Origin of the sequence: Paucisalibacillus globulus DSM 18846, assembly GCF_000482485.1 — a bacterium.
GTDB lineage: Bacteria > Bacillota > Bacilli > Bacillales > Amphibacillaceae > Ornithinibacillus > Ornithinibacillus globulus.
Window position 1 is genome coordinate 58958 of record NZ_KI519437.1, and the last position, 22166, is coordinate 81123.

At 37.0% G+C, this 22166-nt stretch carries 25 protein-coding genes; 16 read left to right on the forward strand and 9 right to left on the reverse strand.

Annotated elements, in window-relative coordinates; translation table 11 throughout:
- Window positions 1–2: 2 nt before the first annotated feature.
- The 6 genes from tenA (at window position 3) to K332_RS0115735 (ending at window position 4964) form a co-directional block, all read left to right on the forward strand.
- Window positions 3–695 carry a thiaminase II gene (tenA, locus tag K332_RS0115710; protein WP_026908329.1) on the forward strand — a complete coding sequence of 231 codons (693 nt, stop codon included), beginning with the start codon at window positions 3–5 and terminating at the stop codon, window positions 693–695.
- A complete protein-coding gene (thiD, locus tag K332_RS0115715) occupies window positions 688–1494 on the forward strand; it encodes a bifunctional hydroxymethylpyrimidine kinase/phosphomethylpyrimidine kinase (RefSeq protein WP_026908330.1) in 807 nt (268 codons plus the stop codon). Before tenA ends, thiD begins: the two co-directional genes overlap by 8 nt.
- Window positions 1491–2261: a hydroxyethylthiazole kinase gene (thiM, locus tag K332_RS0115720; RefSeq protein ID WP_026908331.1), complete on the forward strand. Its 771-nt coding sequence runs from the start codon at window positions 1491–1493 to the stop codon at window positions 2259–2261. The genes thiD and thiM overlap by 4 nt, the downstream gene beginning before the upstream one ends.
- A 2-nt stretch (window positions 2262–2263) precedes the next feature.
- Window positions 2264–2890, forward strand: coding sequence for a thiamine phosphate synthase (gene thiE, locus K332_RS0115725; protein WP_036689140.1), 627 nt, complete (start codon window positions 2264–2266; stop codon window positions 2888–2890).
- 210 nt (window positions 2891–3100) lie between these two features.
- Window positions 3101–4537: a MocR-like pyridoxine biosynthesis transcription factor PdxR gene (pdxR, locus tag K332_RS0115730; protein ID WP_026908333.1), complete on the forward strand. Its 1437-nt coding sequence runs from the start codon at window positions 3101–3103 to the stop codon at window positions 4535–4537.
- Between the two features lie 241 nt (window positions 4538–4778).
- Entirely contained in the window at window positions 4779–4964 is a 186-nt protein-coding gene (locus tag K332_RS0115735; RefSeq protein ID WP_026908334.1) for a hypothetical protein, read from the forward strand.
- A 321-nt stretch (window positions 4965–5285) separates the two neighbouring features.
- On the opposite strand, the gene K332_RS0115740 is transcribed toward K332_RS0115735, so the two are convergent.
- A complete protein-coding gene (locus tag K332_RS0115740) occupies window positions 5286–6170 on the reverse strand; it encodes a LysR family transcriptional regulator (RefSeq protein ID WP_026908335.1) in 885 nt (294 codons plus the stop codon).
- 128 nt (window positions 6171–6298) lie between these two features.
- On the opposite strand from K332_RS0115740, the gene K332_RS0115745 reads away from it, so the two are divergent.
- The 5 genes from K332_RS0115745 (at window position 6299) to K332_RS0115770 (ending at window position 11447) form a co-directional block, all read left to right on the forward strand.
- Window positions 6299–7489: a coenzyme F420-0:L-glutamate ligase gene (locus tag K332_RS0115745; protein WP_026908336.1), complete on the forward strand. Its 1191-nt coding sequence runs from the start codon at window positions 6299–6301 to the stop codon at window positions 7487–7489.
- An 85-nt stretch (window positions 7490–7574) separates the two neighbouring features.
- Window positions 7575–8021, forward strand: coding sequence for a GNAT family N-acetyltransferase (locus K332_RS0115750; protein WP_026908337.1), 447 nt, complete (start codon window positions 7575–7577; stop codon window positions 8019–8021).
- Window positions 8022–8278: 257 nt separating this feature from the next.
- Window positions 8279–10369 carry an anthrax toxin lethal factor-related metalloendopeptidase gene (locus tag K332_RS24305; RefSeq protein ID WP_211237426.1) on the forward strand — a complete coding sequence of 697 codons (2091 nt, stop codon included), beginning with the start codon at window positions 8279–8281 and terminating at the stop codon, window positions 10367–10369.
- 225 nt (window positions 10370–10594) lie between these two features.
- Window positions 10595–10798, forward strand: coding sequence for a hypothetical protein (locus K332_RS0115765; protein WP_026908338.1), 204 nt, complete (start codon window positions 10595–10597; stop codon window positions 10796–10798).
- 61 nt (window positions 10799–10859) lie between these two features.
- Window positions 10860–11447 (forward strand): hypothetical protein, encoded by a 588-nt coding sequence (locus K332_RS0115770; RefSeq protein WP_026908339.1) that lies wholly within the window; start codon window positions 10860–10862, stop codon window positions 11445–11447.
- A gap of 44 nt (window positions 11448–11491) precedes the next feature.
- Here the strand turns inward: K332_RS0115770 and K332_RS24885 are convergent, their stop codons facing one another.
- The 7 genes from K332_RS24885 to K332_RS0115795 all read right to left on the reverse strand — a co-directional run bounded on the left by K332_RS24885 (window position 11492) and on the right by K332_RS0115795 (window position 16261).
- On the reverse strand, window positions 11492–11617 hold the full coding sequence (locus K332_RS24885; protein WP_084288071.1) for a transposase: 126 nt from the start codon (window positions 11615–11617) through the stop codon (window positions 11492–11494).
- 78 nt (window positions 11618–11695) lie between these two features.
- Window positions 11696–12067 (reverse strand): transposase zinc-binding domain-containing protein, encoded by a 372-nt coding sequence (locus K332_RS22715; protein ID WP_051359498.1) that lies wholly within the window; start codon window positions 12065–12067, stop codon window positions 11696–11698.
- Between the two features lie 109 nt (window positions 12068–12176).
- Complete coding sequence (locus K332_RS0115780; RefSeq protein ID WP_036689142.1) at window positions 12177–12599, reverse strand: hypothetical protein; 423 nt, start codon at window positions 12597–12599, stop codon at window positions 12177–12179.
- Window positions 12600–12896: 297 nt separating this feature from the next.
- Window positions 12897–13151 carry a hypothetical protein gene (locus K332_RS24030; protein WP_156914218.1) on the reverse strand — a complete coding sequence of 85 codons (255 nt, stop codon included), beginning with the start codon at window positions 13149–13151 and terminating at the stop codon, window positions 12897–12899.
- 141 nt (window positions 13152–13292) lie between these two features.
- Complete coding sequence (locus tag K332_RS24035) at window positions 13293–13535, reverse strand: DUF3159 domain-containing protein (RefSeq protein WP_156914219.1); 243 nt, start codon at window positions 13533–13535, stop codon at window positions 13293–13295.
- A 219-nt stretch (window positions 13536–13754) separates the two neighbouring features.
- Window positions 13755–15092, reverse strand: a complete 1338-nt coding sequence (locus K332_RS0115790; RefSeq protein WP_026908341.1) for a D-arabinono-1,4-lactone oxidase — start codon at window positions 15090–15092, stop codon at window positions 13755–13757.
- Window positions 15092–16261 carry an amino acid deaminase/aldolase gene (locus K332_RS0115795; protein ID WP_245604743.1) on the reverse strand — a complete coding sequence of 390 codons (1170 nt, stop codon included), beginning with the start codon at window positions 16259–16261 and terminating at the stop codon, window positions 15092–15094. Before K332_RS0115795 ends, K332_RS0115790 begins: the two co-directional genes overlap by 1 nt.
- Before the next feature lie 191 nt (window positions 16262–16452).
- Between K332_RS0115795 and K332_RS24555 the strand changes: the two genes are divergently transcribed.
- On the forward strand, window positions 16453–16602 hold the full coding sequence (locus K332_RS24555) for a hypothetical protein (protein ID WP_245604716.1): 150 nt from the start codon (window positions 16453–16455) through the stop codon (window positions 16600–16602).
- Between the two features lie 491 nt (window positions 16603–17093).
- Here K332_RS24555 and K332_RS0115810 read toward each other — a convergent pair whose 3' ends face one another.
- Window positions 17094–18143 carry an NAD(P)/FAD-dependent oxidoreductase gene (locus K332_RS0115810; protein ID WP_026908344.1) on the reverse strand — a complete coding sequence of 350 codons (1050 nt, stop codon included), beginning with the start codon at window positions 18141–18143 and terminating at the stop codon, window positions 17094–17096.
- A 189-nt stretch (window positions 18144–18332) separates the two neighbouring features.
- Here K332_RS0115810 and K332_RS0115815 point away from each other — a divergent pair, with 189 nt between their 5' ends.
- The 4 genes from K332_RS0115815 (at window position 18333) to K332_RS0115830 (ending at window position 22148) form a co-directional block, all read left to right on the forward strand.
- A complete protein-coding gene (locus K332_RS0115815) occupies window positions 18333–19175 on the forward strand; it encodes an ABC transporter ATP-binding protein (protein ID WP_026908345.1) in 843 nt (280 codons plus the stop codon).
- Entirely contained in the window at window positions 19129–20043 is a 915-nt protein-coding gene (locus K332_RS0115820) for an iron-hydroxamate ABC transporter substrate-binding protein (RefSeq protein ID WP_026908346.1), read from the forward strand. Before K332_RS0115815 ends, K332_RS0115820 begins: the two co-directional genes overlap by 47 nt.
- A gap of 93 nt (window positions 20044–20136) precedes the next feature.
- Window positions 20137–21147: a FecCD family ABC transporter permease gene (locus K332_RS0115825; RefSeq protein WP_026908347.1), complete on the forward strand. Its 1011-nt coding sequence runs from the start codon at window positions 20137–20139 to the stop codon at window positions 21145–21147.
- Window positions 21144–22148 (forward strand): FecCD family ABC transporter permease, encoded by a 1005-nt coding sequence (locus K332_RS0115830; RefSeq protein WP_026908348.1) that lies wholly within the window; start codon window positions 21144–21146, stop codon window positions 22146–22148. The genes K332_RS0115825 and K332_RS0115830 overlap by 4 nt, the downstream gene beginning before the upstream one ends.
- The last annotated feature ends 18 nt before the right edge of the window (window positions 22149–22166 follow it).

Here is a 22166-nt window from a genome sequence, read left to right on the forward strand (position 1 = left end):
AAATGAAATTCACGGAACAATTACGTAAAGAAAATGATGATATCTATCAATTAATCTTTTTCCATCCATTTGTTGAAGGGATTGGAAAAGGCGATATAGCCAAAGAGGCCATTACCCATTATGTAAAGGCTGATTTTGAATACCTCAATGCTTTCATGAAAATCTATGGAATGGCACTCGCAAAATCTACAAGTCGGGAAGACATTAGCTTTTTCCATGAAAAAATCAGTTTTGTTTTACATGATGAGACCCACCCCCACCACAATTTCTGTGAGTATATCGGGGTTGGGTATGAGGAATTACAAGGGCATCCGCTACCCCCAACAGCTGATCATTATATCAAACATATGATGTATCATGCTCAAATAGGGACGTTAGGAGAAATATTAGCTGCTCTACTTCCTTGCCCTTGGACCTATCTAGAAATTGGAAAAGAACTAATGAAAAAATACAATCCAACGGAAGAACATCCTTTTTACCATTGGATTAGCTTTTATGCAGACGATGTCGTTGAAAAAACCACACTGGAAATGCGAGAGCTCCTTGATAAATATATGGAACAAGCATCTCCGGAAGAGGTTATTCGAGCTCAAGATGCTTTTCGTAAAAGCTGTCAATTAGAATGGAAGTTTTGGGAAATGGCATTCACTTGTGAGGAATGGCCATCAAAAAAGAAGGTGCTTACTAGTGAATAATATTTCATGTGCACTTACCATTGCAGGAACAGACCCAAGCGGCGGGGCAGGGATTCACGCAGACCTGAAAACATTTCAAGAACTGAAAACGTATGGCATGTCTGTCATTACCTCTGTCGTTGCACAAAACACAACTGGGGTTCAAGCAGTTCATCACGTACCAGAAGAAATGATAACCAGGCAATTAGATTCTATCTTATCCGATATGCCTATTCACGCTTATAAAACTGGCATGATCGCGACTATTAGTATGATGAAAGTAATCAAAGAAAAAATTAAAAACCTTACTATTCCTTATGTCATGGACCCAGTAATGGTTGCAACGAGTGGAGATGAACTAATTCATACAGATGCCCGTAGTTATTTACTGGACCATCTTTTACCCTTAGCGACCATCGTAACCCCAAACATTCCAGAAGCAGAATTCATTACTGGCAAATCCATTAAAACTATTGCAGATATGGAGGATGCCGCAAATGAAATTGTACACCAGTATGGAGCTGGAGCTGCTCTTGTAAAGGGTGGACATTTAGTTGGTGAAGCAATTGATATTCTTTATGACGGGGATAAACTCTATACATTTAGTGCCAAACGCATACATACCAATAACACTCACGGAACAGGCTGTACGTACTCAGCTGCCATTACATCCTATTTAAGCCAAGGGGTAGCATTACCTATCGCCGTAGAAAAATCCAAGCAATTTATTACGAATGCTATACAATTTGCCTTTCCTCTCGGGAATGGTAACGGGCCGACAAATCACTTCGCAGCGCGGATGAAGGGGGTAACAAGATGAACGATTCTATCATCAAAAAAGTTAGGACAAAGAACCCACTCATCCATCATTTAACCAATCAAGTCGCAATCAATTTTACCGCTAATGGTTTGCTTTCTTTTGGAGGATCACCCATTATGGCTAAAGCAAGGGAGGAAGCAAAAGAAATAGCTCAATTGGCTGATGGCGTATTATTGAATATTGGTACGATAACGAAGCAGGAAGTTCCGGCAATGATCCTTGCCGGTAAAACCGCTAATGAACGAAATATACCCGTTGTCTTAGACCCAGTTGGAGTTGCTGCAACCCCATTTCGAGCGAGTATTGTAAAGGAGATTTTACAAGAAGTCAAACCAACGGCTATAAAAGGGAATGCAAGTGAACTTGCCCATTTAGCTAATATTCCATGGGAGTCAAAAGGTGTAGATGCCATTGGTAGTGGGGATGCCGAAGCTGTTGCAATGAAGGTTGCAGAGATCTATCAGACTACTACAATCCTAACTGGAAAAACAGACATCTTATGTTCTGATGCAAAGCTAATCCATAACCAATTAGGACATGAGTTATTAACCAAAGTGACTGGGGCTGGGTGTCTACTTGGTTCCATCTTAACAGCCTGCTTAACAACGGACGACCCGATAGAACAGCAGGCATTAACAGCAATATCTTTTTATGGATTAGCAGCAAAATATACCGCGTCAAAGCCAGAGGTAAAAGGGCCAGGCACATTCATTCCGCATTTTATAGATGCGCTATCCATGGATACAGAAACATTACTGGGGAGGTAGTCATGAACAACATATTACTTGCAAAAAAACTGCGAAAGTATTTTATCATGGGGTCGCAAAACTGTTATCAAGACCCAGTGAAAACATTAAGGCTTGCAGCAGAATCAGGCATAACAGCTTTCCAATTTCGAGAAAAGGGAAAAGCTCCCTTAACTGGCAAAGATAAATTAGAATTAGGGAAAAAACTAAGAGAGATATGCTGGGAGTATAATCTTTTGTTTATTGTTAACGATGATATTGACCTTGTAGAACCCTTAGAAGCTGACGGGATCCACGTTGGGCAAGATGACTTATCCGTGCATGAAATTAGAAGACTAATGCCAGATAAAATCATTGGTCTTTCTGTATCAAATACAGAAGAGTTAAAACAAAGCCCCATTCAACTAGTGGATTATTTGGGTGTTGGTCCCATTTTTAGTACGACAACAAAAGCGGACGCAAAAAAGCCTGTAGGTGTAGAATGGATAACAGCTATACGCAAACAGTATCCTACTATACCACTAGTTGGAATTGGCGGCATTAACACGAAAAATGCTCGAACCGTTATGAATGCAGGTGCAGACGGAGTGGCCGTTATATCAGCCATTACAAGTGCAGCCGATATGAAACGGGCAGTGAGTAATTTGTAGGGGGGTGCCTGTGTAGGGGGGTGCCTGTCACTTCCCGCTTTTTGTCATATTTTGACGAATAATAACTCCTTTTAGCTCCATGGGTTAAAAGGGGTTTTTATTATTCAAGCTTGCAGTCTAGAACAAAAACGTTTATACTTTCGACAATATTCGATGAAATCCGGGAAGTGACAGGCACCACTAAATACGAATAATAGGGATGAGTTACAAATGAACTTTACAATCGATCGGACTTCAAAAAAACCTATTTATAAACAAATTGCTGATTACATAGAAAAGGGGATTGCAAATGGAGCGCTATCTCCTAATCATCCTTTGCCCTCAGAAAGATCATTAGCAGAAAAACTAAATGTTAATCGTAGTACTATTGTAGCTGCTTATGATGAATTACAATCCATTGGAGTAGTGGAAAGAAAAAGAGGAAGTGGCACACATATAAGTACGGACATTTGGGGGATATCCCATAAAAGAATGCCAAACTGGGGAAGGTATGTAGAAGATGGTTCTTTTCTGCCAAATCTTCCTTTAGTACAGAAACTTCGTACAGAAACACAGAAAAACAAGTTAATCAACTTAGCAAGTGGCGAATTAGCACCAGATTTACTACCTGTGGAACAGTTTCATTCTATTCTAGCTAATCAGCCTTTTAATGGTCATTTGGGCTATGATCATCCACAAGGGAATTTAGAACTTCGGGAGACGATAGCAAAGCACGTACAACATTATAAAAATATTTCTGTTAGCCCAGACTCTATTCTCATTACTTCGGGTGCACAACAAGCCCTACATCTAATTGTTCAATGTTTACTTAAACCGGGAGATACTGTGGCAATCGAAAATCCATCTTATTCATATTCTCTACCCATTTTTCAGTCTGCTGGACTAAGAACATTATTATTACCTGTTGATAAGGACGGTATAGATCCCGAAGAAATTGTAGCATTACAGAAAAAACATAGAATTCGAATGCTTTTTCTAAATCCTGATCACCAAAACCCAACAGGGACGAAAATGTCACTTAATAGACGTAAACGGATTCTTGAATTATCTTCTGAATACGGAATTCCAATTATAGAGGATGATCCATATAGTTTAACTTCTTTTGATGGGGAAATAGGTCCAAATCTGAAATCAATGGATTATAACGGTAATGTGGTATATATTAGTTCTCTTTCTAAGATTGTAGCATCGGGACTAAGAATTGGATGGATCATTGGTCCACAAAAAGTTATTGAACGTCTCGCAGATGCTAAACAACAAGTAGATTTTGGGCACAGTGTTTTTCCTCAATGGGTTGCTAATGAATTTATTGGTTCAGACCAATTTGATAAACATATTGTAAAACTAAGGAATGACCTTAAAGAACGAAGAGATTTAATGATTTCAACCCTAATTAAGTTAACAAATGATAAATCGAATTTTATAGTACCAGAGGGTGGAATTCATTTTTGGTATAAATTAATCGAGGAGATTGATGAATACAAATTACTAGATCTTGCAATAAAAGAAGGGGTTGCCTTTGTTCCTGGGCGCATATTTGGTACTGAAAAAGGTTACGTACGTTTCACTTATGGTAGAGGGGAAAGTGAATTAATAAAAGAGGGTATTTCTAGATTTGTACGTGCGTTGAATAATTTAGGACGTTAGGATTGAAATAGTATAGGAAAACAAAATTGTACTGTAACTCATTATTATTTGAATTTTCTATTGGGGTGAATCTTGGTCAAAACTAAGAATCACTCTTTTTTCATGAAGTGGATGGGAAGAAAAACTAACAATTGGATGGTGATAAAGAAGCGAATTTAAACTATATTATTTTTAAAGAGGTTTAAACAAAAACTACAGAAATTAGGTCAATTTTAGCAACAACATTTATAGGAGGAACAACATGAAAATTCTTATTGCTCTAGGAATCTTTTTAGGTATCATTGGACTAATTTTTACTGTGATTGCTGTCAATTCCACCGATACAAATTATAATAGTCAAAAAAGCTTCTCCAATCTATCTATGATATACCTTATTACAATTCCAGTGGCCATTATAGGTGGAATAATACTGTGGATTATTTTATAGCACCAACATTCTTCATTAGAATGACCACTGATTAAAACCCAAGGATTATTCTTTTAATGTGTAATTCTTGATAATAAATCAATAATTTAAGAAGTTCAACATATGAAATGGTAGAAATTGTTTTTACTATGCTTGCTAACTATATTTATAGTCAATTCAACAGTTGAGGTAATAGGAAAATTTTATTAATGCCTATTTTCTTATTACCTATGGATGATGAGATTAATAATAGCAACAATCTATACGAAAAGAGCCTTTAAATATAAATTTAAAAACTCTCTCAGCCTTTCCCTAATCATTTACAGGTATTTCTTCCCAAGCTTAAATACCATGAATACTTTCCACAAATGTCCGTGTTGCACGTGATAAAGGAACATTTTTTAAATAGCAAATGCCGATGCTCCTTCTAGGAATTTCCTCTTTTAACTTAATCTCGTACAAATCACCTCTGTCTAGGTTATCCTTCGCAAACTCTTTTATAACACACGAAACGCCTAGGTTAATTTTGGTAAATTCCAACACTAAATCATACGAGCCAAGTTCAAATACTGGTGCAACTTGATAGCCCCTCTTTTTAAGGAAATTCTCTACAAACATTCGGGAATTTGATTTCCGTTCTAAAAATATTAATGGGAGCTTGATTAAGTCCTCTAAGCTCATCGGTTTTTCGGTAATATCCTTATACTTCTCTCCACATACAAACGTATCCTGAATCTCTTTACAGGGTATAACTTGGAGTTGATCGTCCTCTACAGGTAAATTGCATACCCCAACATCTGCTTTTCCGGATTTAATTAGATTGATAATTTCAGATGTAGTTCTATTTAAAATGTTCAAGGTTATACCAGGGAATCTTTTATGAAACTCCTCTAAATATGGCAATAGAAAATACCGAGAGATAGTATCCCCAACCCCAATACGTAATTGCCCCGTTTGTAAAGTTTTAAAATCAGATAGTTTATCTTCCGCAACCTGAATCATACCTAACGCTGACGTCACATGATCCTGCAATAGATTTCCTTCATCGGTTAACTCAACGCCCTTTGATGTTCGATTGAAAAGCTGTATGTCCAGTTCTTTCTCCAGTCTTGAAATAGCTTGGCTGACAGCAGGCTGTGTCATATATAAATCAATAGCCGCTTTGGAAAAACTTTTATTCCTACTAACTACATGAAATATCCGATATAAATCTAACTTCCCAATCATATAAACACCCCTTATACCTGGTATTATAAATATTAATTTTACTTATAGCAATCTACAGGGTATAGTAACAGAGGGTTGAATAAATAATACCCATTAGGAAGTAAACTCTTATTTGAGGAGAGATAATTATGGAAAGAGTAGTTGGAACAGTTGTACGCGGACTCCGCGGACCGATCATAAACACTGGAGATAATATTGAAGAAATCGTAGTGAACACGGTATTACATACAGCGGAGGTAGAAGGATTTTCTATTGAAGATCGTGACATTGTAACAATAACCGAATCCGTTGTAGCTCGTGCCCAAGGAAACTATGCAACTATTGATGATATCGCCACAGACATCCAAGCAAAATTTGGTGAGGAAAAAGTTGGTGTCATCTTCCCAATCCTTAGCCGCAACCGCTTTTCAAATTGTTTACGAGGTATTGCAAGAGGAACTAAAAGTATCGTTTTAATGTTAAGCTATCCTGCTGATGAAGTAGGTAATCACCTTGTAGATATTGATGAACTAGATGTTAAAGGCATTAATCCATGGACAGACGTATTATCTGAAGCTGATTTCCGTAAACACTTTGGTAATAAAAAACATCCATTTACCGGTGTTGACTATATCGAGTACTATAAAGAGTTGATTGAATCAGAAGGTGCAACTTGTGAAGTTATCTTCTCCAACAATGCGAAAACTATTTTAGACTATACAAAGAATGTATTAGCATGTGATATTCACACTCGTTTAAGAACAAAACGCATTCTGACAAACAACGGCGCTGAGAAAGTATTTGGCCTAGATGATATTCTTGTAGAATCCGTTAACGGCAGTGGCTTTAATGAAGATTACGGCCTACTTGGTTCCAATAAATCGACAGAAGAAAGTGTTAAGTTATTCCCTAATAACTGTCAACCCATTGTGGATGGCATTCAAGCTAAGTTAAAAGAAGTAACTGGAAAAACAGTTGAAGTAATGGTTTATGGGGACGGAGCATTCAAAGACCCAGTGGGTAAAATCTGGGAGCTTGCTGATCCTGTTGTATCACCTGGTTTTACTGCCGGGCTAGAAGGCACACCAAACGAAGTAAAATTAAAATATTTAGCTGATAACAACTTCTCTCATTTACGTGGTGAAGAGTTAAAACAAGCTATTTCCGAATACATTCAAAACAAAAATGACGACCTCGTTGGTGCAATGGAAGCACAAGGTACTACACCTCGTCGATTAACAGACTTAATAGGATCCCTATCAGATTTAACATCTGGCAGTGGAGATAAAGGAACACCAATGATTTATATCCAAGGGTATTTTGATAATTATACTAAGTAGAGAAAACCGCGGGGACAGGTACCTTGGCTCAAAGAGCCAAGGTACCTGTCCCCGCGGTCCTATTAATAGCTGAGGTGTTAAGATGCTGAATTATCGTAAGGCAACTTTAGGTGATATGAATGAACTGATTGAACTAAGAAAAAGACAATTAGTAGATGAAGGAATTAAACCAAGTATTGAGATAGATGAGGAACTCAATAACTTTTTTGTAAATAAACTAAGTGATGGTTCCTTAATTCAGTGGCTAGTTGAAGAGAATGAAGAAATTATTGCTTGTGGTGCGGTAATTCTATATGAATTTCCTCCAACTTATACAAACAAAAGTGGAAAAAAGGCCTATATCACCAATATGTATACAAAAGAAAATTACCGTGGACAAGGTATTGCAACGAGTATATTAAAAAGGTTAGTAGCTGAAGTAGAAACTTTAGGGGTTTCAAAAATATGGCTAGGTGCATCAAAAATGGGAAGACCAGTCTACAAAAAATTTGGATTCCAAGAGACAGATGAATGGTTAGAATTAAATATCTGAAATTAAGCCATGGGGACAGGTACCTCGGCCTAAAGAGCCGAGGTACCTGTCCCCATGGCTCTCATTTGGTGTTTTAAATGGATTGAATATTAAATCTATTATATCATATAAACAACGAGTGCATTTACTAGAGCATTAGATTGAAAGGGGGTTATATATAGTTACTGTACTTTTACATCAAGAGATTACAGAATATTCAAAAGTGAGGGAATGTATTTCTGTGTTCTTAAAAACAAAATCATTGATGGAGGTACAAGATGAAATCTAGCTTATTTAAAATTATTTTTTTATCTATTATCTTTGTAATGTCATTTACAATGAATACAGCTGCAGATACAAATCATGCATACGATAATCTAGTAGATGACCAAGCTACAAATGAATTAAAAGGTTTAAAACAAAAACAGCTTCAGGTATATGATGACTCTGATCAGATAAGAGAAGTGATTGACGAGCTTATTACGGTTGTAAGTAACGGGGACTACGATCGTGAAGAAGCTGGCAAAATGGTTGAACGAATTAACGGAATTCATTCCAATCTTAGACAAGGACTTATTGATAATGGCATTATAATGTTCCTTGTTGATTTCCCCATTACAGAGCTAGAAGAATTTTCCCATCTAAAAGGAGAAGTTCCTAGAGGTTGGGAAGACACTGGGAAAACATGGGATGATGTGCCTGGAGCAGGTGGTAAACCTTCCGTTGCTCGGATTGGGTACAGCAATTATGGAGAGGGACATTCTTCGGTTAACTTAGAATTACATGAAATCGCTCATCCTATTGATGGATACGTTTTAAATTATATTAGTAATTCTTCTGCGTTCTTAGAAATCCATGCAGAAGAACAACCGAGTTTCTTGCCGGATGTATACTTTGAATTTTATCCGAGTGAATATTTTGCAGAGGCATTTGCTTACTATTTCTTAAATGATGCTACAAATGCACAATTAAAAGAAGAAGCACCAAAAACCCATGAGTTTATTAAGAATTTAGGTCCGGTTGAAAGTACAAAAGATAGTTTAAATGAAGCGATTGCAGAAGCACTAGCATTCGATGAAGCACATGTAACACCTGAGCTTACAGAAGCATTGGAACATGCAATTGCTGTATCTAATAATCCAGATGCAACACAAGAAGAAATTAATGAAGCAGACACAAATTTACGAAGAGCAATCAAAAATGCATTACCACAAGTTGAGGAAGTAATTGATGATTTAATTACAATTGTCACAAAAGGAGATTACGACCGAGAAGAAGCATTAAAAATGGTCTATCGTATCCAACGTGTTCATGCGAATCTATTACGAGGACTTGTTGAACATGATGTTGTAATGAAGCTAGTAAACTTCCAGATTACAGAATTAGCTGAATACGAATATCTTAAAGGGGAAGTTCCTAGAGGATGGGAAGGTACTGGCCTAACTTGGGACGATGTTCCAGGAGCTGGTGGTCAAACATCCGTCGCCCGAATCGGATACAGTGACTACGGAATGGGACATAGTGCTATTAACTTAGAACTTCATGAAATTGCCCATCCTATTGATCATTACGTTCTTGATGATATAAGTAGTTCTGATACATTTTTAAAAATCCTTGCTGAAGAACAGCCAATCTTTTTACCGAATGTATATTTCGAGTATCCTGAGGAGTATTTTGCCGAGGCTTTTGCATATTACTTCTTAAATGATGAAACAAACGCAGAATTAAAGGAAAGCGCACCAAAAACCTATGCGTTTATTAAAAACCTAGGCATAATAACAAATAAAGAAAGTTTAAATGAAGCCATTGAAGAAGCAAAGGCAATGGATAAGAATCTTGTTACACCTGCATTAGAAGAAGCGCTAGCAAATGCAATTCGTGTAAGTGAAGACCCAAATGCGACACAAGAAGAAGTGGATCAAGCAGAAGCAGCTTTACGTGCAGCCATTAAAGACGCTACTGAAGTTCCAGCTACTCCAGCAAATAAAGATGCACTAAATAAAGCAATTAAAGAAGCTAAAGCAATCGATAAAGAACTTGTTACAACTGAATTAACAGAAGCACTAGCACATGCAATTCGTGTAAGTGAAGACGTAAATGCAACACAGAAAGAAGTGGACGAAGCAGAAGCCTTACTACACGCAGCAATCACAACAGCTAAAGAGGCAAAAGAGAAACCTCCAGTAGAAAAAGATACGGATAATAAAGAGACAGATAAAAATGAAGGAACAATTGTTGATAAAAATAAAGATGGCAAACCATTACCATCTACTGCATCGAATATGTACACACATATGCTAATTGGTTTAATTCTCACGCTGTTAGGTGGTCTCACATTATATAGTCGCAAATTACGCTTAGCAAAATAATGATAAAGATGATATAAAGGAACCATGGGGACAGGTACCTCGGCTCTTTGATCCAAGGTACCTGTCCCTGAGGATTATCGCAATTTTGGTGTAGACTTTCCCAATAGAATCTGCCAAATTAATAAGATGGGTAACACTTAAACGTATTATGGTTGGCTTTCAAAGGGAAATTTATTAATATGAAAATACCATTAAACGAAATGAGGATAATGAGAAGGTGAGCTAATGAAAGTTAAAATGAAAATAGTAATTGCATTAAGCGTCGTATCATTAGTAACAATTACCTTTTTAATTAGTGCACAATCCTACTTTAATAACAAAGAAATTAGTTTTGCAAGTGATCGATGTTATGAAAAAGGTGGAATGCCGAAAATTGAAAGTGACTTTTTTACCTTAAAATACTCATTTTCCTGCCAAGACAATAACTAACATAAACTGTCATGATTAGGTAGGGAAGTAAGACTGATTACCTGAGTAAGGATGTGATATGTTGTTTCAAGTTGGATTTCCACAATTTTTGAGAGATGATGTTACGAAAGTGATTGGACTGATTACAAACAAAACATTTAATAGTGTCAAAATTGATGTATCCCAAGAAAGAATCCACTACCTACAAGAGAATAATGTAATTCAGTTTCCTTATCGCATATACTACATCGATAATACAGATAAAATTATAGACAAACTAAGCTTACAACAAAAGATGATTTTACATTGCATTTTCTCCAGAAGTTGTGACGGCTTTGTTCGCCAAAAGCATATTTATTCCTTACTTCAGATGGATTATGAATACTGGGCAATTCCTTATATCGTAAAAATCTGTGATGAATATGTGGTAGAGATATTAGAAATGACTTATGAACATTTAAAAGATAAAGACACTGAGCCTTTAAAGAAATTCTGTCTTGAAAATGCGGATTCTTTTTGCAAAAGCTACCAGAGAATGATTAGCTATTGGAACGAATACCATAGAGATAAGTATGAAAACTTTCATTCTTATCTCGGCAGAAAGCTCTTTAGAGATTGTTTTGGATATTCTAGATCAATAAAAGCTACGGGGACAGTACGAGACCAGTGAAAAAGTCCCTAGTTTTTTATCTTTGGTATAACGTATTGATAAGATTAATTACCTTTTGATTCCCAGGAAACCCATTCTTTATTATTATCCAAGGCACCTTCTGTAACCAAAGCGTGTATATGTGGGTTAAACTTTAGATCACGTCCAAATGTATGTATAACAGTGATAATGCCCGAGCGAAAGCCCCTCTTCTTACTTTTCTTATAATTGTGGTATTAGAATACTTCTACCTATTTACTTAGTTCCTTTTATTTCTTTCTATCATCATAAAATACGTCTCTCAATTCTCTAGGAATAGTAAACACCATATGTCGATGGGGGACATTAAATATCATTTCCTGTTGCTTGTCAGACCAATCATCTGTATATTTTTTACCACATCGATGACAGAATCTACTTTTACAAGTATAACAGATTATTTTTGGTATTTTGTTTCCTACGTTACCAAAACACTCATATCTAGCATAACCCAGATCAGAACTCCCACAACTGATTGTTTTTTTAACAGTCTCTTTTATGTCCTTACGATACTCTTCCGGAAAGCGATTAGAATGCAACTCCCAAAATCCAATGAAATATTCTTTTAAGATTAGTTTGATTACGCCAGAACCTTTAGACATGGCTATCTACCTCTATAACTGATAATTGAAGTTTACCACACAAAGTTATCCACAATCACAGAATTTTATAATTTCCTAAACAACAAGAAAAAAGACCAAAAAAGGTCTTTTAAATGGGGAATTCTAATGTTTTTAATAACTTATCAATTTTTACTGGAAAAGTAAAAAAATAAGAGTTATTTTCATCGTCAAAGGTAAGTAAGAACGGGTTTTCCGTTTCAGGAATAATTAAGATAACCTCATCAATTAAAGCATTAATCCATCTATTCTCTAATTGATAAGATGGCTCCAAGGGGATTTTAATCATATAACCCTTATCTGGAATCGGCTTGAATGCTTTAACGACACCATTGATTTCTTTAATGATTTTCTCAGTTTCTAACTGAATATTAGAATCTATAGGTGTTACTTTAATTATCTTATTTTTTTCAATATCCATAATCTCAATATTTTTATTACTTTCAGCGTTTACCCCAGATAAATTAAAAAAGAAGAAAACAAAAACAATTGAAAGTAACATTTTCTGAAGCACATGAATCACCTCAGTTTTAGAGTAACCTAAGAATGAATAATAATACCTCACATAAGGGGTTATTTTTTTGAATATGCAAATTGAAAGAAAGAAAGAGCGTTGTAGCCAAGCCTTTTGTATGTTTTTTAGAGTGTCCATATTGATGCTTTTTTGGTATCGTCAGATCGTATTCTTCTCCACGATCTGACCTTCTTACTAAATACAGTCAATGTTTTATTCTAACAAAATACAACGCTACAGTGTGCATTATTACTCTATTATTTCTTTCTTGTTATGAATACATTTTTAGCGCTAAAGTCATTCTGCTTTTTCTTCCATCTTCCTTTGTTCAAAATATTTACCGATAGGCACATTTGTATAAATAAATACTGCAGTAATAAGTAATCCAAAAAACCATTCGCTTATTTGCCTGTAGATTAGCATCTGTTCATAGCTATCTACACCGTATTTTTGCAGCAACCATGTTTTCAAACCCGCTATGAATAATCCACGTATAATAAATAGTAATTGTATAATCTGAAACCATTTGAAAATTCCCTTTGTATAAAACACAGGGGTGCTTTGCTCTCTTTGCCATCCTTGCAAATACACAAGGTCAACCGCAAAATACAAAGCCAGTGGACGTTTTATAATAAACGCTATGAAATGTATTAAAACGTAGAATAGCCCCAGGTATATCCCATTCCACAGCATTTATTCTGCTGAACCTGACAAAAGATTTACTGTTGTACTAATGAACAATGAGCTAATGATAAACAATCCTGCAATGTTAAATTGCCGTTCAACTACAAAGCGGTAAGCAGTATAAATGAATCCTGGAATTGTTGAAATAAGCATTGCGGGATAGTCACCGATTATATCCCTACCGTAATTCCAAATCACAAACGGTAATGCAACATAACATATAATATCAAAAAGAATAAGCTTCCTCTTCACTTCTATCACCTTCTTTGAAAATTAGAGGCCGCGGGGACAGGTCCCTCGGCTTTAAATCTATCCAATCGTTTCTCGTGATGGATCTACACTCAGGGGTTAAATTCGAGCTAGCATCAACTTGGACGTATGTTTTTTACAACGATTGTCTATCAATCAAAGAGAAATATCTTTTCACATACAAATACTGTATCAATACCAACCGACTAAACTCGACTGTTATTAGCGATTCTCTTGCAAATATTTGTCTACTTCCTTTCCAACCAAAATATCTTTGATATAGTCATTCAAAAAGATCTCCTGTGGGTCTAGTTCTTGCCTTATAGCCAAAAATCCCGTTAGTTTAGGGTAAATTTTAAATAAATCTCGCTTGCCAAGATTATGCATTTTCCCCCAATGTGGCCTTCCCTCATATTTCTGCATAATAGCCTCCATATCACGAAAGTATTCATCATAGGGCATACCTTTGTACATATGAAATGCAATATATGCAGATTCCCGTTGATAAGATGGACTTAGCCAAATATCATCCGCTTTAACGGTCCTACATTCTATCGGAAAATGCACATTATATTTTTTCACCTCGATACATTCTCGAACCTCTTGAATTGCGACTTTTAAATTGGCAAGAGGAATACAGTATTCGATTTCTCTAAATTTCACCAATCTTGGAGTGGCAAACAGCTTATGGCTTGTAGCTACAATAGTTGTTTTACCAACTCCCTTGGCAGATAATCTACTAATTGTGCTACTGCTTCTTGGAAACAATCTACTAAACTCTGACAGCGCAAAAAATAAATAGTTTTCCAACAGAAGATTTTTGAAGTGATGGAAAAACAAACGCTGAGGCTTACGACTTGTACTATTCATTCTCTTCACCTGTACAACATCGGAATAAGGGAACAGATAGAATTCAAAATGGCGGTTTTCGATGATATAGTTCTTAAGCCGCTCCAAAAAAATTCCATATTCCACCTTTTCACTTCTATATTCATAAACCGGGCTCTTAATTATTCTCAGCTTAACCTTCACAATAATTCCAAGACTGCCTAGTGATACAAGACAAGCCTTAAAGTAATCACCGTTTTGTTTTTCAGAGACAGTTAGAATCTCCCCTGTTCCGGTTACTATCGTAAGCTCCACTACTTGGGAAGGTATACTTCCAAATCCCACTCCGGTGCCATGCGTTCCAGTTGAAATAGCACCCGCTATGCTTTGCACATTAATATCCCCTAAATTTTCTTGTGCATATCCTGCAAGTCCAAGCCCCTCTCCTAATTGATATAGTCTCGTCCCACCTAAAACGGTAACCATGCCATTCGCTTCATCAATTTGTTCAATCCCACTGAGTGAATCAAGTGATATGAGCCAATCATTCGTTTCTACTAACTTAGTAAATGAATGCCCTGCCCCTACTACCCTAATCTTCTTTTTTTGCCTTAAAGCTTCTTGAACAATAAAAACAACTTCTTCTATAGAGGATGGATAAAAGGTTTTTTCCGGTGTGCTTTCCGATGTATGCGACCAATTCCTCCATCGTTTCCCTTGTACCGCTTTAATTACAGAAAACATTTTCCTTCCCCCCTGTAAGTAAGATATCGGTCCACAACTTGTTGTTGATCAACACACAGGATTTCATCAAACCGCTCGCAAATTTCTCCCGCTTTTGCTGCTCTGAAGATAATAGGATCACCAATTTCCAATGTTTCTCTCTCGTAATAAACTGGGGTTTGCACTTCCCCCGCACCCTCAAAAGATAGTAACTTCCCACCTGGTGGATAAACAGGTTGAGGCACCTTGTCTTTACCATGTGGCCCAGATGCAATATACCCTCCGCCAAGACAAGTGTAGATATTCGAAGCAGGTTTTCTAACAACTTGCAATGCGAAAAACAAAGCCGGCTTAAAGTGGAAATCTCGGTAGTAATCGAACAGTAAAGGGGAATAGAATCCAGAACCCGCAGTCAGTTCCGTAACACACTCCTCTTTTGACGTCGTATTTAGACTACCTGTCCCACCACCATTTACCAATACCGGTTTGAGCCCCTCCTTTTCAAGAGCCCGAACAATCCGTTCTCTCCGCCTTTTAATTGTATGGATAGACTTCTTCTTTAACATTGTGACTACATGATTTTTCACTTGTTGAGAAGGAAGTCTATCACCCACCCCTGCTATTTGTGCTTCATACCCCATAACTCCAAGAAACTTCAGATTAGGAGAATCTTTTATTACCATTGCCAATCGAATAACATCATTCTCCGTTTTCAAAGGAGAGCGCCTGACACCAAAGTGGAGGCTACCAAATGTCGTACTCATATCCACATCAATACATACAAAAATAAGCCCATTTACTTTCTCACTAATTTTGTTTAGATGCCTTATTTGTTCCATAGAATCAACCATACAAGTAATTTGTTTACCGGCACCATTAAGTGCGGCAATTTGGGCAAGTGCTTCCGGATCCCAGCATGGGTAACCAAGAAGGATATCATCAAAGCCTTGTTCTGCAAGGAAGATAGCCTCATATGGACTATAACACATGAGTCCTTTGAAAACCTCGTTTGACTCAAAAATTCTTTTTAGTACCGGAACAGAACGTATTGATTTTGAAGCAATTCGTATCGTTTTTCCATTTGCCTTTTCAGCAATCATTTTACAATTCTGGTCAAAGGCATCTAGATCCAATAAAAGAGCAGGAAGGGACAAATCATCTGGTAAATTTTCCGTTATCACGTACATCACCTCTCACTTTTATAGTAAACGACTAGTGAATATTAATAAAGTATTACTTTAAAATATTCTGAAATTAATTGTTTGATTACCATGCCTTCTTAAATGAGAGACTAGCTGTCCATGAAAAAACTACTGATTTTTTATGATATATATAGTAGGATTAGTTTTAGCATCAAGGAGACCACATCATGAATTTTAATAAGGGAATTTTATTAGTATTAGTGGGCGCTGGATGTTTTGGCTTTACACCTGTATTTGCAAAGTTGGGATTTAGCTATGGTTTCTCACTTGGACAAATTACCATTGTTCAAATGCTTATCTCTTTTCTATTACTATAGGGACTTACTCTGTTAAATAAACGTTCTAGTTTCAAAGGAGTAAATAAAAAGAACATCATACCAATTATGATGTCAGGCTGTCTTGTCGGGTTAACTAGCATATTTTACTATGGGGCAATGCAGTATCTCCCTGCATCATTAACCATCATTCTAATGTTCCAGTTTGTATGGATTGGAGTCATTTTAGAGTCGGCTTTCACGAGAAATCAAATCAAAAACTATCACTATTTTGTCTATCCTATTGATCTTGAGGGGAGTACTTTTCGCTTCAAACATTTTAAATGGGGACATACAAAGACCACCAATTAAAGGCTTTGTGGTTGGAATTTTATCTGCATTCACCTATTCGAGTTGTATTTTTTTCAGTGGAAAAATTGCGGTAATCTCCGAAGGACTAGCTAATATATTAACATTAAATGAACTCGGTTCGCGAAGACCATGGGGACAGGTACCTCGGCTCCGAGCCGAGGTACCTGTCCCCATGGCTTATTTCATCCCATCATTTCTTTGATTAGTTTTCGATTTTTCTTTTCAAAGATTTCATTATGGGAGGATACCATAGCAAATTTTTCTGCTAATGGTTCTATATATTGTTTTGCTTTATTTACTGCATTTGCTGCGTCCTGGAAGCAACCTGCAATTAAATGTAACTTCCCATCGTAACTAAGAATATCCCCAGCAGCATATAAACCTGCAATGGACGCTTCACTATGAGAGTTACCGGCAATGTAAAAGTCATCTACCATTTCAATATGTAAGTCACTGTTTTTTAATAAACTCGTATCTTGCTCATAGCCATGACTAATGATGACATCATCAATATCTACATAGATAGGCACGCCCATTTCTTGATCGGTTAATTCAACCGTTTTAATTCTTTCCTGATTCTCACAAGCTATTAATCTTGTAATACTCTTTTTCGGGAGAAAATCTACAGAGCTATTCAGTAACTGTGTAATTTGTGCTTCGTGACCAGATAGACTTTCCTTTCGATAAGTAATGTATACCTTTTTGGCAATAGGCTCTAATTCATTTGCCCAGTCTATGGCCGTATTGCCGCCACCTGAAATAATCACTGTTTTATCCTTGAATCTAGCAAGTGACGTAATTGTATAATGAATGTTGGCAACCTCAAAGCGTTCTGCCCCATCAATTTTGAGCTTTTTAGGCTGTAAAATGCCACTTCCCACAGCAACAATTACTGTTTTGGAATAATGAATTTGGCCGGATGCTGCTTTCAACAAAAATATTCCCTCTTGGCTACGAGATATTGATTCTATTTTTTCATTAAGTACAACTGTAGGATTAAAGGTTAAGCCTTGCTCAACCAATTGCTCCATTAACTTCTCCCCAGATTTAGGCGTAACGCCACCAACATCCCAGATCATCTTCTCGGGATAGACATGAATTTTTCCACCAAGTTTTGACTGAAATTCAATAACTTTCGTCTTCATTTCCCTTAACCCGCTATAGAAAGTTGAATACAACCCCGCTGGTCCTCCGCCAATAACCGTTACATCAAATAACTCCTGTTGACCCATCCCCAATCACTCCCAATTTTTTGATTAATTATGACTCATTCTGAATCTACCTACGTACAAAATTAATTTTAAGTACTTATTTCATGTTGACTTAACATACATTAAAATATATATTATTGATATTGATAATCATTCTCACTGGTAATATTATCAACTTTATATTGTTGGATGTCAATAAGGAGGGGAAATATGGTACGTCTGTTTACTGAGGATTTACATATTGGATATGGGGACCGTTTAATTATTAAAAATCTCAACATAACGATTCCTGATAAAAAAATCACAGCCATTATCGGATCCAATGGTTGTGGAAAATCCACCTTACTTAAAGCAATTACACGTATTATTGCTCATCAATCAGGATCTGTTCTGTTAGATGGAAAAGAAATTACCAAGGAAAATACCAGGTCCTTGGCAAAAAAAATGGCAATTCTCCCACAAACTCCTGAAGGTGCTGCGGGATTAACCGTTGGAGAATTAATATCCTACGGGAGGTTTCCTTATCAATCTGGCTTTGGTCGTTTAACGAAGAAAGATTATGAAATCATTGATTGGGCAATGGAGGTTACTGGTACAGCGGACTATAAGTCGCTTTCTATTGACACACTTTCAGGTGGACAACGGCAACGGGTTTGGATTGCGATGGCACTTGCACAAGAAACAGACATTATTTTTCTTGATGAACCAACAACCTATTTAGACATGGCACACCAACTTGAGGTATTAGAATTATTACAAAAATTAAATCACGAGCAAAACAGAACCATTATTATGGTACTTCATGACTTAAATCAAGCAGCTAGATTTGCAGATTATATTATTGCATTAAAGAACGGTGAGGTCGTAAAGGCCGGGGTCTCCGAGGAAATAATCGTTCCTAAAGTACTCCGTGAAGTATTTCAAATTGATGCAGTGATTAGCCGCGATCCAAGGACAAATAAACCTATTTGTATTACTTACAATTTATTAAAAGGAGATGTTACGTATGAAGAAACTATTAGTCCCATTGTTGCTGCTAATTCTTATTATTAGTGCATGCAGTAATACAAGTACAAAAGAAGATAATGCCGAAGCAGAAAAAAAGGCAGACACCTTTACATACCAATCGGAAACAGGACCTATTGAGGTTCCGGATAATCCACAACGAGTTGTAGTATTATCAGGCTACACTGGAAACATTTTGGACTTAGGCGTTCCTGTTGTAGGTGTGGATACGTGGTCAAAAACCAATCCAACCTTTACGGAGGAATTAAAAGATGTAAAAGAAGTTTCAGAGGATGACTTAGAAGGAATCCTTGAATTGGAACCAGATTTAATCATTGCTTTATCGACAGTTAAAAATCTAGATAAATTAAGTGAAATTGCACCTACTGTAACATATACATGGGGAAAACTAGATTATCTAAGCCAACACATTGAGATTGGTAAACTACTAAACAAAGAAAAAGAAGCTTCAGAATGGGTGGATGACTTTAAGCAACGCGCGGAAAAAATCGGAGAAGAGATTCGCCAAAAAATAGGCGAGGATGCAACTGTCTCCGTTATTGAGGGGTTCGGGAAAGACCTTTATGTCTATGGAAATAATTGGGCACGTGGTACTGAAATCTTATACCAATCGATGAAATTAGAAATGCCTGAAAAGGTAAAGAATGATGCATTAGAGGCTGGATACTATACATTATCCACTGAAGTGCTTCCGGAATATGCGGGTGATTATATTATTTTCAGTAAGTATTCTGATGCTGACACATCATTCCAAGAAACAGATACATATAAGAACATTCCTGCTGTGAAAAATGGGCATGTCTTTGAAATGCAAGGAGAGGGTGCATCATTCACTGATCCAATCACACTAGAGAATCAACTAGAATTCTTTAAAGAAGCATTTCTAGGAAACTAGAATCATTACGTAAAGTTGCATTAGAGAGGGTTTGTAGGAAAGCCATTTTCTTCTACCCTCTATCCACTCTAAAAAGGAAAAGTGGAGAGTCCCATGAAAACTATCACTCTATTTTCTTCATTTACTTGGAAACTAATCCTAGGTATTCTAGCATTTATCGTCATGTTTTTTATTGCATTGGTATATGGAGCCGCTGACGTATCGGTTAACGATGTATGGCTGTCTCTTACGTCACCCTCTGCAATTGGTGAGCATATTTCGATAATCCGTGATATCCGTTTACCTCGTGAGGTTGCTGCTATTTTTGTTGGCTCTGGGCTCGCTGTTTCTGGGGCAATTATGCAAGGGATTACTAGAAATCCTCTCGCTGATCCAGGTTTGCTCGGATTATCTGCTGGTGCTTACGCAGCGCTAGCGATTACCATTGCTTTTATTCCAACTGCTAATTATTTTGTAACAATGGTAGTTTGTTTTATCGGTGCCGCTATCGGTGCCTTGATTGTTTTTGGGATTGGTTCGATGAAAAAAGGGGGATTTTCTCCTTTACGCATTGTACTGGCGGGCTCTGCTGTTTCTGCCTTCTTATTTGCGATTGCAGAAGGAATTGGCCTTTACTTTAAAAGTTCAAAAGACATCTCCATGTGGACTGCAGGCGGACTAATTGGAACTAATTGGAACCAACTACAAATTATCGTACCTTTTATTGTAATTGGGGTTATTATTTCTTTTTTCCTTTCACGTCAACTTACCATACTTAGCTTAAACGAAGAAGTAGCCGTTGGTTTAGGTCAAAATACCATTAGGATTAAGGTTTTTCTATTTGTGGTCATTATTATTCTTGCCGGTGCATCTGTAGCGCTTGTTGGAAACATGTCCTTTATCGGTCTCATGATTCCTCATATTGTTCGTGCCATTGTTGGGACCGACTATCGTTTTGTTTTGCCTATGGCAGCCATTACTGGGGCTACTTTTATGCTATTTGCCGACACACTAGCCCGTACCTTAAATGCACCTTATGAAACACCTGTAATAGCAATTGTTGCTATCACCGGTTTACCATTCTTCCTAATCATTGTCAGAAAGGGAGGAAGGGCATTCTTATGATACATTCGGCGCTCATTAAAAAACAGCGAATTATTATTACGATTACTTTACTACTCATTCTAGCTACCGTTATTCTAGGAATGGGTATAGGGTCTGCTAGTTTATCCTTTGATAGACTCATAGCAACGTTTTTAGGTGACGGTACCTTTAAAGAGGAATTCATTTTATTCTCTATTCGATTACCTCGAATATTGATAACGTTATTAGCGGGGATGGCTCTTGCTTTATCCGGTTCCATTTTACAAGGAATAACAAAAAATGATTTAGCAGACCCAGGTATTATCGGGATTAATTCTGGTGCAGGTGTTGCTGTAGCTGTTTTCTTTTTACTTTTCCCGGTAGAGGCTGGACCTTTTGTTTATATGATTCCACTGGTCGGATTTATTGGTGCGATGATAACTGGATTTCTTATCTATTTGTTTTCCTATAATAAACGTAATGGAATGCAACCTATAAGCTTAATTCTCGTCGGGGTCGGATTCTCCACTGCACTTTCCGGAGCTATGATTGTAATTATATCTTCTGCAGAGCGGACAAAAGTTGATTTCATAGCAAAATGGCTGGCAGGAAATATATGGGGAACCGATTGGCCATTTATATGGGCGCTTCTTCCGTGGCTAGTCATCCTGATTCCATTTACGTTATACAAAGCAAACCGACTAAATCTATTAGCAATGAGTGAACCAGTTGCCATTGGGGTTGGCGTTTCTATTAAACGAGAACGGATCGTGTTACTTCTAACAGCTGTTGCATTAGCAGCTGCGGCCGTGTCTGTCACAGGAGGTATTAGCTTTATCGGTCTAATGGCTCCACATATTGCAAAAGCTTTAATAGGACCAAGAAACCAACTTTTTATTCCAATTTCTATTTTACTTGGAGCTTGGCTATTATTATTCGCTGATACACTAGGCCGAAATATAATAGAAACCACGATCCCCGCCGGAATAATGGTCTCCATAATCGGAGCACCCTATTTTGTTTATTTGTTGTTGAAAAAGTAAAGAACCATGGGGACAGGT

Coding starts and splice junctions, on each gene's coding strand:
- tenA (WP_026908329.1), top strand. CDS start 3: ATGAAATTCACGGAACAATTACGTAAAGAAAATGATGATATCTATCAA.
- thiM (WP_026908331.1), top strand. CDS start 1,491: ATGAACGATTCTATCATCAAAAAAGTTAGGACAAAGAACCCACTCATC.
- thiE (WP_036689140.1), top strand. CDS start 2,264: ATGAACAACATATTACTTGCAAAAAAACTGCGAAAGTATTTTATCATG.
- pdxR (WP_026908333.1), top strand. CDS start 3,101: ATGAACTTTACAATCGATCGGACTTCAAAAAAACCTATTTATAAACAA.
- K332_RS0115735 (WP_026908334.1), top strand. CDS start 4,779: ATGAAAATTCTTATTGCTCTAGGAATCTTTTTAGGTATCATTGGACTA.
- K332_RS0115740 (WP_026908335.1), bottom strand. CDS start 6,170: ATGATTGGGAAGTTAGATTTATATCGGATATTTCATGTAGTTAGTAGG.
- K332_RS0115745 (WP_026908336.1), top strand. CDS start 6,299: ATGGAAAGAGTAGTTGGAACAGTTGTACGCGGACTCCGCGGACCGATC.
- K332_RS24305 (WP_211237426.1), top strand. CDS start 8,279: ATGAAATCTAGCTTATTTAAAATTATTTTTTTATCTATTATCTTTGTA.
- K332_RS0115765 (WP_026908338.1), top strand. CDS start 10,595: ATGAAAGTTAAAATGAAAATAGTAATTGCATTAAGCGTCGTATCATTA.
- K332_RS22715 (WP_051359498.1), bottom strand. CDS start 12,067: ATGTCTAAAGGTTCTGGCGTAATCAAACTAATCTTAAAAGAATATTTC.
- K332_RS24555 (WP_245604716.1), top strand. CDS start 16,453: ATGAATTTTAATAAGGGAATTTTATTAGTATTAGTGGGCGCTGGATGT.
- K332_RS0115810 (WP_026908344.1), bottom strand. CDS start 18,143: ATGGGTCAACAGGAGTTATTTGATGTAACGGTTATTGGCGGAGGACCA.
- K332_RS0115815 (WP_026908345.1), top strand. CDS start 18,333: ATGGTACGTCTGTTTACTGAGGATTTACATATTGGATATGGGGACCGT.
- K332_RS0115820 (WP_026908346.1), top strand. CDS start 19,129: ATGAAGAAACTATTAGTCCCATTGTTGCTGCTAATTCTTATTATTAGT.
- K332_RS0115825 (WP_026908347.1), top strand. CDS start 20,137: ATGAAAACTATCACTCTATTTTCTTCATTTACTTGGAAACTAATCCTA.
- K332_RS0115830 (WP_026908348.1), top strand. CDS start 21,144: ATGATACATTCGGCGCTCATTAAAAAACAGCGAATTATTATTACGATT.